This window comes from Corynebacterium sp. H127 (genome assembly GCF_037482665.1).
GTDB lineage: Bacteria > Actinomycetota > Actinomycetes > Mycobacteriales > Mycobacteriaceae > Corynebacterium.
Map to the genome: position 1 here is coordinate 253,497 of NZ_JBBHKY010000003.1, position 12,105 is coordinate 265,601.

The 12,105-nt window shown below is 59.0% G+C and carries 16 protein-coding genes; 11 read left to right on the top strand and 5 right to left on the bottom strand.

The genetic code is table 11. The features are described 5' to 3' along the window. The first annotated feature begins 159 nt into the window (after positions 1 to 159). From WG936_RS05170 to WG936_RS05180, 3 genes are read left to right on the top strand one after another with little or no spacing between them, the layout of a single operon-like run. Complete coding sequence (locus tag WG936_RS05170) at positions 160 to 912, top strand: GntR family transcriptional regulator (protein ID WP_339572287.1); 753 nt, start codon at positions 160 to 162, stop codon at positions 910 to 912. A 40-nt stretch (positions 913 to 952) separates the two neighbouring features. After that, positions 953 to 1,966, top strand: a complete 1,014-nt coding sequence (locus WG936_RS05175) for a septum formation family protein (RefSeq protein ID WP_339564111.1) — start codon at positions 953 to 955, stop codon at positions 1,964 to 1,966. Beyond that, positions 1,963 to 2,310, top strand: coding sequence for a metallopeptidase family protein (locus tag WG936_RS05180; RefSeq protein ID WP_339572288.1), 348 nt, complete (start codon positions 1,963 to 1,965; stop codon positions 2,308 to 2,310). The genes WG936_RS05175 and WG936_RS05180 overlap by 4 nt, the downstream gene beginning before the upstream one ends. 5 nt (positions 2,311 to 2,315) lie before the next feature. Here the strand turns inward: WG936_RS05180 and WG936_RS05185 are convergent, their stop codons facing one another. Beyond that, positions 2,316 to 2,990, bottom strand: coding sequence for a histidine phosphatase family protein (locus WG936_RS05185; protein ID WP_339564113.1), 675 nt, complete (start codon positions 2,988 to 2,990; stop codon positions 2,316 to 2,318). After that, positions 2,991 to 3,911: a prephenate dehydratase gene (gene pheA / locus WG936_RS05190; protein WP_339572289.1), complete on the bottom strand. Its 921-nt coding sequence runs from the start codon at positions 3,909 to 3,911 to the stop codon at positions 2,991 to 2,993. It abuts the gene before it with no gap. 24 nt (positions 3,912 to 3,935) lie between these two features. Here pheA and WG936_RS05195 point away from each other — a divergent pair, with 24 nt between their 5' ends. From WG936_RS05195 to WG936_RS05225, 7 genes are all read left to right on the top strand, one after another. Further along, positions 3,936 to 5,114, top strand: coding sequence for an amidase (locus WG936_RS05195; protein WP_339572290.1), 1,179 nt, complete (start codon positions 3,936 to 3,938; stop codon positions 5,112 to 5,114). Continuing rightward, a complete protein-coding gene (locus tag WG936_RS05200; protein ID WP_339572291.1) occupies positions 5,104 to 5,811 on the top strand; it encodes a CPBP family intramembrane glutamic endopeptidase in 708 nt (235 codons plus the stop codon). The genes WG936_RS05195 and WG936_RS05200 overlap by 11 nt, the downstream gene beginning before the upstream one ends. 293 nt (positions 5,812 to 6,104) lie before the next feature. After that, positions 6,105 to 6,263: a hypothetical protein gene (locus WG936_RS05205; RefSeq protein WP_339572292.1), complete on the top strand. Its 159-nt coding sequence runs from the start codon at positions 6,105 to 6,107 to the stop codon at positions 6,261 to 6,263. A gap of 168 nt (positions 6,264 to 6,431) precedes the next feature. After that, a complete protein-coding gene (locus WG936_RS05210) occupies positions 6,432 to 6,971 on the top strand; it encodes a hypothetical protein (RefSeq protein ID WP_339564117.1) in 540 nt (179 codons plus the stop codon). Beyond that, positions 6,972 to 7,172 carry a helix-turn-helix domain-containing protein gene (locus tag WG936_RS05215; protein WP_339564118.1) on the top strand — a complete coding sequence of 67 codons (201 nt, stop codon included), beginning with the start codon at positions 6,972 to 6,974 and terminating at the stop codon, positions 7,170 to 7,172. Further along, on the top strand, positions 7,162 to 8,127 hold the full coding sequence (locus WG936_RS05220; RefSeq protein ID WP_339572293.1) for a S41 family peptidase: 966 nt from the start codon (positions 7,162 to 7,164) through the stop codon (positions 8,125 to 8,127). The genes WG936_RS05215 and WG936_RS05220 overlap by 11 nt, the downstream gene beginning before the upstream one ends. Positions 8,128 to 8,180: 53 nt before the next feature. Continuing rightward, positions 8,181 to 9,404: an LCP family protein gene (locus tag WG936_RS05225; RefSeq protein WP_339572294.1), complete on the top strand. Its 1,224-nt coding sequence runs from the start codon at positions 8,181 to 8,183 to the stop codon at positions 9,402 to 9,404. Here WG936_RS05225 and WG936_RS05230 read toward each other — a convergent pair. Genes WG936_RS05230 through WG936_RS05240 form a run of 3 tightly spaced genes read right to left on the bottom strand, consistent with a single transcriptional unit; the run spans position 9,401 to position 11,461 of the window. Continuing rightward, a complete protein-coding gene (locus tag WG936_RS05230) occupies positions 9,401 to 10,360 on the bottom strand; it encodes an esterase/lipase family protein (RefSeq protein ID WP_339572295.1) in 960 nt (319 codons plus the stop codon). The genes WG936_RS05225 and WG936_RS05230 overlap by 4 nt on opposite strands. Further along, positions 10,357 to 10,872, bottom strand: a complete 516-nt coding sequence (locus tag WG936_RS05235; protein WP_339564123.1) for a GNAT family N-acetyltransferase — start codon at positions 10,870 to 10,872, stop codon at positions 10,357 to 10,359. Before WG936_RS05235 ends, WG936_RS05230 begins: the two co-directional genes overlap by 4 nt. A 10-nt stretch (positions 10,873 to 10,882) precedes the next feature. Next, positions 10,883 to 11,461, bottom strand: a complete 579-nt coding sequence (locus tag WG936_RS05240) for a hypothetical protein (RefSeq protein WP_339572296.1) — start codon at positions 11,459 to 11,461, stop codon at positions 10,883 to 10,885. Between the two features lie 230 nt (positions 11,462 to 11,691). Here WG936_RS05240 and WG936_RS05245 point away from each other — a divergent pair, with 230 nt between their 5' ends. Continuing rightward, positions 11,692 to 11,913 (top strand): hypothetical protein, encoded by a 222-nt coding sequence (locus WG936_RS05245; protein ID WP_339572297.1) that lies wholly within the window; start codon positions 11,692 to 11,694, stop codon positions 11,911 to 11,913. Positions 11,914 to 12,105: the final 192 nt, after the last annotated feature.

The following is a 12,105-nucleotide window of genomic DNA, read 5'->3' on the forward strand; positions in this document are numbered from 1 at the left end:
AGCGCATCCCACGCCACTCCCGCGCGCCCGTAGCCGGCCATGAGACACTCTTGCACAGCACCTGAAGCGTGTCGATGCCTGCCGAAACTTCCTCGAATGTGACCAGCAACTCTCCACTTTAGAATCTGGTAATAACCAGTAACGCGTAAGGTGAGAAGTATGACTGGCTCACCCGGCGCGATTGAACTCCCTGTCAAGGCACTCAATGACCCCTCGAAGCCCAAGCATGCCCAGCTTCGAGAGCTACTCGAAGAACTATGTACCACCAGGCTCGCCCCCGGGGACATGCTACCGGGCGAGCGGGTGCTCGAGGATACTTATAGCGTGTCCAGAATCACGGTGCGACGTGCGATCGGAGACCTCGTTGCTTCCGGAGTTCTCAAGCGCGCCCGTGGAAAAGGCACCTTCGTGGCACCCAGCCCGCTGGTCTCCCGACTGCATCTCGCATCCTTTTCCCAAGAGATGGAAGCCCAGCAGTTGCGCTCCTCCAGCAAGATTCTCTTATCCGCCCGCGCGGCGGCCCCGAGTGAGATCGCCGAGTTTTTCGGAGCCACAACCACCACTGCACAGACTCATCTTTGTCGTCTCCGCCTAGGCAACGGAGTGCCCTATGCAATCGACGATGCCTGGTACAACTCGGCCTACGTCCCAGATTTGCTCGAAAACGACGTATACAACTCCGTCTACGCCATCCTCGGCACCGAATACAACGTCCCTATTACCGATGCCATTCAGACCGCCACCGCCGTCAACGCCACCGCAGAGCAGGCGGAGCTTCTCGACGTCGAACCGGGTGCAGCACTGCTGAAGATTGTGCGACAGTCACAGTCCAATGGCCTTCCCGTAGAATGGTGCAGCTCGCTCTACCGAACTGACCGCTACACTCTGAAAACTCACGTTACGCGGGCGTAAATTGTGATTTTGTGAGCTTTCTTAGGCAGAATTGAACCCAATGACTAAGAAACCATCCTGGCGCAGTACCGCCGCCGTGCGCATCGCACTGGTGTCGGCCCTGGTTGCTGCCACTGGCATTGCTGGCTACGACTACCAGGTGGCCCAGCAGGCCGCTGGAGGAAACTCTGGGGCGTCGACAAGCGAAGCAAACCAGCCCAAGTCTGGCGCAACCGCAGCTCCTTTCACCACTGCAGATACCGGAAGCTGCCTAACCTGGGATGTCGGTCCTGACGGAAGCTTCATAAACTTTGGACAGACTGATTGTGCTGGTGAGCACCGCTACGAGGTGGCCTCCCGCGAAAACCTCGCCGCTTACCCAGCCTCCGAGTTTGGCCCCAAGGCCCCAGCCCCGGATCTGACTCGCCAGGCACAATTGCGCGAAGAGCTCTGTAAGGGGCCCACCATCGAATACCTCAGCGGGCAATTCGATGCGCTCGGCCGCTATTCCATCGCCCCGATTCTCCCCCCGGCTGATGCCTGGGATGCGGGAGACCGGACGATGCTGTGTGGCGTCCAGGTTGCTGGAGAAAACGGAGTGCCCAAGAAAACCACCGGTCGCGCGACCGAACAAGACCAGGCACGAGTCAACGAAACTGGCGCCTGTGTAGCAGTAGACGAAGCTGGCTCTACCCGCACCGTCGATTGCGGTCAGGAGCACTCCTTCGAAGTCACCGCTGAAGTCAATCTGAAAGACACTTTCCCAGACAAGACGCCAAGCACTGAGGAACAAGACAAGTACCTAGCCAAACGCTGCGTCACCGCGGCGCAAGACTACCTCGGCGGCGACGACGCCCTGTACAACTCGACCCTGCAGCCATTCTGGACCACCATCAACACCAACTCTTGGATCGGCGGTTCCCACACTGTGAACTGTGCCCTCTTCAAGCCCAACCAGGAAAAGACTTTCTCCGCGCTTGCAGGTAGCGCCAAGGGGCAATTCACCATCGACGGCGCCGCACCGCCACCACAGCCGACGCGCAACCCGCTGCGCACGCCAGCTCCAGCACCGTGATTTCGGTCAGCCAGGAACGCTTTGAGGAGCTCGTGGACATGGGGCTCGAGCTAGTCCCCCACGAGCACCTCAATCGCCTGGAAAATGCCGTCATCTTGATCGAGGACTACCACCCCGAGGGGCCACACATTCTTGGCCTCTACGAAGGTGTTGCCCTGCCCGAGCGCACTGCAGAGTATTCCGGGTTCCTCCCCGACGCGATCACGATCTATCGGCAGGCCCTCCAGGACTACTGCCGCACCGAGGAAGAACTCGTCGAACAGGTGAAAACCACCGTCATCCATGAGATCGGGCACTACTTCGGGCTTGACGACGAAGAGTTGCACCGACTCGGTTGGGGCTAGAGCGACTAAAGCTGCACCGCAGCATCCGCCCAGCGCTCTACTCGCCATTGCCCGAACGGCTTGCCTTGTGGCTCGAGAACAACGAAGCGACAGTTGGGTAGGTAGGCACCGAATGCGAAGTCAGCATCAACACCACAGGCGTGAGTGGATACCACACGGATAGCGGCCCCGTGAGAGACGATGATGACATCCTCGTCCTCTCCGAGCGCTTCCGCAAAGGACTCCAGCACGGGCTGGTAGCGATTCAGCACGTCGCGATACGTTTCACCTTCCGGGAGGCAGGCATCGTTATCTCCCTCGAGCCAGCCGCGGAAAGCATCGGTGTAGATTGCGGCGGCCTCTTCACCTTGGGCTCCTTGGCAGCTGCCCGCAGAGATCTCGTGGATGCCCATGCGGACGTCGATAGGCAGGGTGCCCGGCGCGACACCTGCCGTCTTCTCGAGGGAGGCAGCAACACGCACCGCAGTTTGCTGCGCGCGGATCGCGATGGAGGACGCAACCGTGGTGATGCGACCGAAGTTTCCGCGCCCCACGCCGCAGTATTCTGCGAGTTCGAGACCAACGGTGCTGGCCTGTTCTTTGCCGAGCTCGGTGAGTTCGGCTCCCGGTGGGCGCGTGTCAAGGATGCGGTTCAGATTTGAGAAGGTCTGCCCGTGGCGCAGCAGGATCAAGCGTCCCATTTAGTGTTCTCCTGTTCGCAGTTGTTGGATGAAGATGTCGGCGGCGTGGATGCGGGCGAGCATGTCGTCGCTCCCAGTATTGCCCGGTTTTTCTGTGCACGCAGGCCATGAGCCAAGGTAATGAATGTCTTCGACGCCGAGATAGAGTGCACGCAGGGCTTCGCCGACGGGGATGTCGTCGATATGCCCAGCGAGGTCAGCGTAGAAGCGGTAAGTGCCGAAGTCGGTGCGGGTGGGGCGCGATTCGATTCGCGAAAGATCCACCCCCCGAACAGCAAATTCGTTGAGTGCACGCACCAACGAGCCTGGCACGTTCGGCAGGGTAAAAGCTACCGAGGTGCGGTCATTGCCGGTACGTTTCGTGGGCAGGCCACGCTTCCCGACGAGCACAAATCGAGTGCGTGCCCCCTTCATATCGGCCACGCCGGTGGCAACCTCCTCGAGTCCATAGAGTTCGGCAGCGCGGGCGGGGGCAGCGGCATAATCGGCTTGTCCTTCGGACACCATCCGCGCAGCATCGGCGTTTGACGACGCCGGGACGAACCGCACCCCCGGCAGGTGCTCCGCCACCCAACCCTTAACCTGCTGCCATGCCACCGGGTGGGTTGCCAGAGTCACGGCACCCGAATCGCTGCGACGCATGATGGAGAACGCAACCTCCAGATCGGTCTCCCGATAAATCTGCGTATTGGCGTCCGAGGCGAGGGCATCGAAGGTTGGAGTCACTGGCCCGTCTACCGAATTCTCGATGGCAACCACCGCAAAATCGGCCGCGCCGCTCAAGGCGCTGATTGCCTCCGCAGGACTGCTGACCGGCAGCGCATCGACGTCACCAGAGAAGCAACCCTGGCGTTGGAAAGCGAGGAGGGCGGCTTCCGTAAAGGTGCCTTGTGGTCCGAGGTAGGCAACGACAGTGCTCATGCCTTACTACCCTAGTCTGGACATATGTCTCTTGAGTCCTATGTTGCGGAGCTCCGTGCTGGCCGATTGGATCCGCGCGATGAGTTGGCGCGCTTCGAGTATGAGGTGGGCCAGGTTAACGCCGCCGAATCCGGATTCGCACACGTAGGTACAGCTCAGGGCTCCCTGTCAGGACGTCTTGCCGGACTGCTACTTCCGATCAAGGATCTCATGCCCGTCGCTGGCTTACCCACTGCTTATGGCTCAGTTCACCGGCGGGTTTTCGAAGCCTCGGATCCTTTCGCAGCGTCACTGCTACGCCAGGGCGTCATCATCCCTGGCAAAACGCAGTCCAGTGAACTCGGCATGACAGCGTATACCGAGCCAGTGGGGATGCCTGCAGTAGACAACCCGCTGCTGCCTGGCCACACACCGGGGGGCTCTTCTGGTGGCGCGGCCGCAACCGTGGCGCGCGGCTTGGTGCAGGTTGCGCACGCCTCCGACGGGGGCGGTTCTATTCGTGTGCCTGCCGCCGCGTGCGGGGTGGTCGGCTTCAAGCCGCCTCACGATGCCACAGGCGGCAAACTCACCGCCCAAGGTTTCATCACACGCACTGTTACTGACCAGGCGTTTATGCACGAAGTGGAGCGGGTTTCCCGGCCACTGCGCATCGGTGTCTTGCTAAAGCCCTTGCATGGTTCGGGTACGGTTTCGCCTGCATGGCGTTCAGCGGCGCTCACTGCAGCTGTGGCGCTGAGCGATGCCGGCCACCGTGTGACTGAGGTTGCCCCAGCCTACGACGCTTCCTTCTTTCAGGCTTTCAAGCATCAGCTAGCGGGAATGTGCCGCACTATCGAAGGCGAGGCCAGCCCGATCGTTTCTTTCCTCCGCGACTTCGGCCAATCGCTGAGCGACGCGGAGCGTGCCTCCGCTACTGCCGCATGTACTTCCCTGCCCGCAGTTGTGCGTGCTGCTTGGCCGTTCGATGTGTTGCTCACCCCCACCCTGGCCTTCGATCCGCCCATCATCGGGCATTTCTCATCGCTCCCACCGGAAGAAGACTTTGAGGAGCAAACCCGCTGGACACCGTGGTGCACCCTGTTTAACATCACGGGCTGGGCGGGCATTTCGATTCCTTTCGGTGGCCGTTCGATCCACCTCGGCGCTATCCGCGCCAGCGTGCCAGAGTTACTAGGAATTGCTACGGAGCTCCATGGATCTTAAGCGTCTGAAATGGGAAATCGGCATCGTACTGACCGTTACCTTTGGCTTGAGCGGGATGAAGTCGATCCTGCGGCTCATTGATGCCCTCCTCAAGCCCGAGGCCCTCAACGAGCAACAAGTCACTCTCTATTCCCCGCAGTCTGCCTCACTCTGGCTGGATTATGGCCTGCAGTTGTGCTCTGCCACTGCGCTGATCAGCTGGGGTTTGCTCGCTCTCTATTTGCTCGCGGGTGATGGCATTAAGCTGCCCGCTTTTCGACGCCCCGATATCTGGCACGGCATGGCTCTCGCAGCCATCATCGGAGTTCCTGGCTTGGCCTTCTATTTTGGAGCCCTGCAGCTCGGGCTCACAAAAGAAGTGATTCCCTCCGATTTTCCTTCGCTGTGGGGCATTCCCGTGGTACTGATTTGGTCCTTTGCTAATGCCTTCGGCGAGGAGGTGGTAGTGGTCGGCTGGTTCATGACCCGCTTGAAAAGCTTTGGGCTGCCAGCCTGGGCGATTCTGGCCCTGTCCGCGGTATTGCGCGGCAGTTACCACCTCTACCAGGGCATATCCGGCGGGATCGGCAATATCATTATGGGAGGGGTGTACGGCTACTACTTCCAGCGCTTCGCTAAGGTCTGGCCACTAGTAATCGGCCACTTACTCATCGATGCCATCGCTTTTGTTGGCTACACGTTCATCGGCCCGTTCTAGCGCATCAGATTCTCCCTCATCTAAAAACGGGACGGCCAACCCCCGATTCCAGCACGGTTTCCGGGAGTTACGACTACAACTGGCGGACAGTGAGTTTATTGCAGTCGCACCCAGTGGGCACGGCCGCTATGCGCCCGGGAACAGGATTTGCGCGCGGGCGGTACTCACAGGTTTCTAGCAGGTACCAGAGGTGCAGCTACAGCCGTCGACAGGCTTTGTACCGGATTGGGGCCGCGAGTTCGACACCACCTTCGCAATCACTCACGGGGAGGGCATCCGCCAAAACAGCAAACATGGCGCTGGGTTTCGAATTTGTTGACATTGATGACGTGTGGTTCAACCTCGAGCTGATGGATGCCGCGCACACCACATGGGAGAACAATCTGCTCGCAAACTGTGTTTCTACCCGAGTTGGAGTTGACGCAAGCCCCGACCAATTTCGGCGAGATTAGTTCGTATGACCTGGTGCGCAACGATTTTAGCGGGCTTTCCGCTATGCGGTTAGAGGCGAGTATCGCCGGAAAGCAAGTAGAGATCGCCACCCCTCTTGACAGCGTATCGTTTTTCGATACAATGAAAGTCGATACATCGAGAAACGATATGCCCGAAAGGGGCCACCAATGTCCAAGAACTACCGCCGCGACATCTACGCCGGATACTTTGGATTCAGCTTCATCCTTTTACTGACGGCCATTACCGTCGGCCGACTCCTCATAAATCAGGAATTCACCTCCCCTATCGGCCTGCTCATGCGCGAAGTCAACAGCATCCACGTGCCGATGAATTCCCTAAATAGCGGCCAAATCAGCATCATGCTCGTCTCGTTCATCGTCAAAGCGATCTGTGCTACCACCATCTGCGTCACTCTCCTGCTGGCAATACGCAACTTCCTCCACAATGACTTCTTCACCACCACAAACGTGAAGATGTTCAAAATCGCCAGCTGGAGCGCCCTTTTCTACATCGGCGGCCAGTTCTTTGAAGGCATGGCCAATAACTGGATCTCCACCACCGAGGGCATCAGCAACAATGCACTGCCCAATGGCGCGGATGACCCTGGCTTCATTCCGATGTACATCCTCATGATGGTGCTGTCCATGATGACGATCGCACTGTCCCGCGCCGTCAAGCTGCAGGAAGACCAGGAGGGTTTGATCTAGATGGAAGTGCGCTGCCACCTCGACCGCATCCTGGAAGAAAAGGACATGACGCTGGCGGACCTCGCCAAGCTTGTCGACGTCACCGCCGTCAACCTCTCAGTACTCAAAAACAACCGCGCCAAAGCCGTTCGGTTTTCCACCCTCCTCGGGCTCTGCGAAGCGCTCGACTGCCAACCAGGAGATCTTTTCAGTGTTTCCTAAAATCATCCTCCCAGTCCTCGCTGTCCTCCTAATTGGAACTGCAGCAGCTGGCTATATCTACGGCCCAGCCACCACTGCACTTTTCCTCGGCAAGCCCGTCTACATCGTGAAGCCGTCTCCACAGAAGTACGCTAAAGACGCTTTGCGCATCATCGAAGGATTGGCCATTAATGGCTCCTCCGAACAATTCCAGCACGCCAAACAGGACGCCCTGCAGCAGGTCAAGCATGCGGAATCCTACGCCGACACTCATGAAGCGCTGCGCAGCGCCATTAAAGTCGCCGGCGGAAAACACTCCAACCTCGTCTCACCGGAAAACAATGTGCCGGGCACGGCGGAAAACTCCGAGCTTCCGGCCGTCGAAAAGCACGGCGGCGTAGCACTGGCGAAACTGCCGAGCGTTGCCCAGGGCCCCATCGGGCAGCAATACGCCGACACGATCACGGACGGGTTGTTGCAGCACGCTAAGTGCGGCGCGATAGTGGATCTGCGTGGCAACGACGGCGGCGACATGGGGCCGATGCTCGCCGGACTGTCCCCGCTACTACCCGACGGCACCGCACTGGAGTTCGTCTCCCCGATGACCACCACCGCGGTTACCGTCAACGGAAACGCAGTCAAAGGCGGTGGCACAGCGCTCACCACCAGAGGTGGCAAGCTCGCAGTACCCGTCGCAGTGCTTGTCGACGGCGACACCGCATCCTCCGCAGAAGCAACAATGCTCGCCTTCCGGGGACTGAATAACTCGCGCAGCTTCGGTGCCCCCACCGCCGGATACGCCTCCGCGAATATGATGATTAACCTGCCCGATGGCGCCGGCCTGATGATCACCACAGCCAAAGACCGCGACCGCACCGGAGCCGAATATCACGAGGATTCCATCCAGCCAGATGAGACCGCAACAGATGCTGAAGCAGCCGCTTTCGCATGGCTCAATGCGCAAGGTTGCAGCTGAAGTAGCGGGCCTCACCTCGCAAGCAATCCCCCCAAACGATTACGCTATTGAGCATGACTACGGGTGATGATTTCGCACGCGACCGTAACGGCAACCCCATCCTGGACCGTTACGGTCGTCCCGTGCGTCGCCGACCCACGAGTGGTGCTACCGGAGGGCAACAGGCCCGCACCCCGCAACGCCGACCGCGTCGCGACGCGAGTAGCAACAACCGCCCGGAGCCTGCGCAGCGCCCACGGCAATACATCCCCGAACGACGCGAGCAGCAACCTCGCCGGGAAGAATACCGCTACGAACGTGGCTACCAGCCACGCACCTCGCGGCCAGCGCGCCCGACACCACCACTACAGCCAGCGCGCCCCAAACGACGCCGTAACCCGATCAAAGGTTGTTTCAGCGGTATCGCGCTGCTACTCGTCGCAATTCTTCTGCTCACCATCGGCGCCTTTTTGTGGGCGGATACCAAACTCACTCGAGTGGAGGCACTGCCAAGCGAGCGACTCGCTAACACCGCGGGTACGAATTGGCTGCTCGTAGGCTCCGATTCCCGGCAAGGCCTCAGCGAAAAGGAAATCGCAGAGCTCAACACAGGTGGCGATATTGGTATTGGCCGTACCGACACCATCATGCTGCTCCATATTCCGCGCAGTGGTCAGCCCACACTCCTGTCAATCCCGCGCGACTCCTACGTCAACATTCCTGGCTACGGCGAGGACAAGGTGAACTCCGCATTCACCAACGGTGGCCCACAGCTGCTCACCCAGACAGTTGAACAAGCCACCGGCCTTCGGATCGATCATTATGCGGAAATCGGCTTCGGTGGCTTTTCCGGCATGGTGGACGCCGTTGGTGGCGTTGAGATTTGCGTTGACGAACCGATTAATGATGACGTCATCAGCCTCTATCTCGAGGCCGGCTGCCAAGAGATGGATGGGCCAACTGCCCTCAGCTATGTGCGCACTCGCGCCACCCCGATGGGCGACCTTGATCGCGTCGAACGGCAACGTAAGTTCTTTGCCGCGCTCATGGACAAAACAACCTCAGCAACTACCCTCGCCAACCCACTGCGAACCATCCCCCTCATCACCGAAACTGGTAGCGCTTTCATCGTTGGCGAGCAGGATCACGCCTGGCATCTGGCCCGGCTTGCACTGTCCATCAAGAGTGGCGTGAAAACGGAAACTGTCCCACTCGGAGGATTTGCAGATACCGCCGTCGGCTCCGTGGTGTTGTGGGACGATGCCGCAGCAGAAGCTATGTTCAGCGAGCTGCGTTAGCCGATCGGCGTCGCTACGCTGCAGTCAACTGCGCGTGGAATACCGGTGAGCTGCTCGAGCACCATGTCCGCCACCACCGGATCATAGGTGGCGGTGAGGTGATTGGTACGCCGACCTGGGCAATAATCCTGAATGAGTCGATTGTCCACGCCCGGTTCGTCCACATAGGAATTCGAGTACGGCAGCACAATCTGGTCATATTGAGTCGCGATGTTCAGGTAGCTGATCCCCGGTCGGGTAACCGGCTGCGAATACAGCTCGGTGATGAACTCGGAGCCGGCGAGCTGCTGCGCCAGCGCCAAACCGTTCAGCGCCACTCCAGCCTGGTCGTATTGTTCGCGCGCAGGCGGGTATCGCACCGCATGATCATGGAAGAGCCAGAAATTGGTGCCGTGGTGGCTCGGGACAATTCCCACGCTGCTGCGCACCTTGGCCGCGCCGCCCAGCTTAGTGATGTAGTAGGTTGGCAACGGCCCACCGCCCTGCGACCACCCCACGAGGTCCACCTGCGCTGCGCCTGTCGACGCCAACACCTTATCAACCACTAGGTCTAATACCTCAGCCGATTCCGCAATGTCCCCTGCGAAGCTGAATTGGGAATTAAACCCCAACGGGTTGGTGTTGAACGTATAAACGCATAATCCTTCCTGCTTCAAGCGCGGAGCGAGATACGCAAAGGAATCATAAGCACTGCCCGTGGTGCCTGGGATTAGCACTACCGGGTGCTGCCCCTGGGATGGGACGCAGCTGAAATCATTGCTGCCCTCGGGAGAAATCCCCGGCCGGACCAGCTCCAATGCTGCCGCGCCCGGCGCGCTAGACTGCACCGGGCCAGTGCCGTTGACCGGAATTCCATCATCCGTAAACGGAGTGGGGACTGCGTGCGCGGAGATGGGGGCTACTGCAACACAAATTGCTGTAATGCCTGCACAAATGAGGGAGGAGAGCGTCTTCACACATCAATCATAGGCTCCGAAACAAACCGCTTCACTAGAACTGGATGGCCGTTTCTCACGATGCCAGTGTCCTCAAATCCAACATGCAGATACAAGCGATGAGCGCGCTCATTGTCGGGTGCGACAGCCAAGGAAATGCCCGGCGCACCAAGCGTGCGAGCCAACTCGGTGGCAGCATCTAGCAAGGCAGTACCTATTCCCTGCCCCTTAAACCGCCCCTCTACAGCGATTGCCAGCTCTGGGATCCCCTCCGTCACATGGCCGTAACCGTGCTGATCATCTGTTCCCCACACAAGCCACACCCCACCGGCGGGGATGTTGCCGCGCCATGCGATGAACCCACCGTTGCTAGGCTCCCATTCCGCAACGTAGAAGGCGTAGTCCTCGTCGAAGTCGTCGGAAAGCGTGCCCTGCTCGTCGCCGAAAGTATCAGTGAGGAAATTCAATCGCGCAACATACGTACGATCTAGCTCAGAGGTAGCGCTCAAAGTCAGTTCGAGTTCGGAGTTCATGTGCTCTAGGCTAGCGCGCTTCTGCACCTTCGGCCGCTAGGAAAGCGCTTTGAAAATACAGCGTGATAGCCAGGGCAAAATAGGAACCCCCACCTAGCAAGTCCCGGAGCAGATTTACGAAGGAGAACTCTGCAATGCTCAACGATTGGTAGCACACCACGCGTACCGCCACCGCCACAGCAAAGGCGAGAAAGAGCAGCCAGAGCATGCGATGCCCGACTCTTCCCTGCCACAAGGTAAAAGCCAAACAGACAATGGCCACCGCCTTCAAAGCTAGGGCGAGCGGCCACGGGCTACCACTTTCCACATAGCCCGTCGGAAGTGGCTGTTGATAAAAGAGATAGCCGATGCGTAGCCCCATACCGATGATGTAACTTGCCATGCCCATCGTCATCACAATGGGCGCAAGCGGCCGCAAAAGAACGCCCAGCAGCACCCAGGTGAGCGAACCCAAGGCGTAGACGATGATCATGGACGTCGAAGACGGCCGGAGCATAGCGAGAGTTATCGCGCGCCCCACCAGATAAAGACACAAGGCAACCGTGGCGATGCGCAGCAACCGCTGTTGGGAAATAGCCAGTCGAGGCATGCTCCCCACTACATACCCCCAGTGCTCGTTTAGCTCTGTCTAACTGCAACAAGTTCTAGATTTATACCACCGCTGGCCGCGATGCGTTCGATTGCAGGGAGTAAAGCAAATTGCGGAAGTGGAGGGATTTAGCACAATCCACACTCCCACGCAGGTCAGGCAGCGCTTTACCAACCACCAACCAAGGCGCGTGCCATAAACGTGCCATAAGCGACCAGGAACAAGACACCATGCAAGCACCAGCCACCCACCAGAATACAGACCAGCAACGCGCCGGGAACACGCCCCGCCGCTTCCACATCACCCACCACATCGACGTCGACGGCACCCGCGTCACACTATGCGGCAAACGCATATCCAGCCAATGCCCTATCGAACAACAGGTACGCCCCCACAGCATTATTTGCCCGCTATGCGACGCCACCCACGCCCTTAATGAGGTTCAACTATGAGCACCAGCAAACTAGATCAGCCAGACAGCTACAGCGGCATGCACAACCAAGTAACCGTGAGACACTGAAGTGCCCCAGGTTTTGTTCCGCTTGAGTGGATGGGAAAATCTGGAACATGCCTAAGAAGTTTGACCAGGATGCGAAGGACCGCGTGGTCCGTCTTGTTGAGGATCGCATTCTGGCGGAGAATCT

What these genes read in the sequence shown, in the direction of transcription:
- WG936_RS05170 (WP_339572287.1), top strand. Translation starts at nt 160, where the DNA reads ATGACTGGCTCACCCGGCGCGATTGAACTCCCTGTCAAGGCACTCAAT.
- WG936_RS05175 (WP_339564111.1), top strand. Translation starts at nt 953, where the DNA reads ATGACTAAGAAACCATCCTGGCGCAGTACCGCCGCCGTGCGCATCGCA.
- WG936_RS05185 (WP_339564113.1), bottom strand. Translation starts at nt 2,990, where the DNA reads ATGGGACGCTTGATCCTGCTGCGCCACGGGCAGACCTTCTCAAATCTG.
- pheA (WP_339572289.1), bottom strand. Translation starts at nt 3,911, where the DNA reads ATGAGCACTGTCGTTGCCTACCTCGGACCACAAGGCACCTTTACGGAA.
- WG936_RS05195 (WP_339572290.1), top strand. Translation starts at nt 3,936, where the DNA reads ATGTCTCTTGAGTCCTATGTTGCGGAGCTCCGTGCTGGCCGATTGGAT.
- WG936_RS05200 (WP_339572291.1), top strand. Translation starts at nt 5,104, where the DNA reads ATGGATCTTAAGCGTCTGAAATGGGAAATCGGCATCGTACTGACCGTT.
- WG936_RS05205 (WP_339572292.1), top strand. Translation starts at nt 6,105, where the DNA reads ATGGCGCTGGGTTTCGAATTTGTTGACATTGATGACGTGTGGTTCAAC.
- WG936_RS05210 (WP_339564117.1), top strand. Translation starts at nt 6,432, where the DNA reads ATGTCCAAGAACTACCGCCGCGACATCTACGCCGGATACTTTGGATTC.
- WG936_RS05215 (WP_339564118.1), top strand. Translation starts at nt 6,972, where the DNA reads ATGGAAGTGCGCTGCCACCTCGACCGCATCCTGGAAGAAAAGGACATG.
- WG936_RS05225 (WP_339572294.1), top strand. Translation starts at nt 8,181, where the DNA reads ATGACTACGGGTGATGATTTCGCACGCGACCGTAACGGCAACCCCATC.
- WG936_RS05235 (WP_339564123.1), bottom strand. Translation starts at nt 10,872, where the DNA reads ATGAACTCCGAACTCGAACTGACTTTGAGCGCTACCTCTGAGCTAGAT.
- WG936_RS05240 (WP_339572296.1), bottom strand. Translation starts at nt 11,461, where the DNA reads ATGCCTCGACTGGCTATTTCCCAACAGCGGTTGCTGCGCATCGCCACG.
- WG936_RS05245 (WP_339572297.1), top strand. Translation starts at nt 11,692, where the DNA reads ATGCAAGCACCAGCCACCCACCAGAATACAGACCAGCAACGCGCCGGG.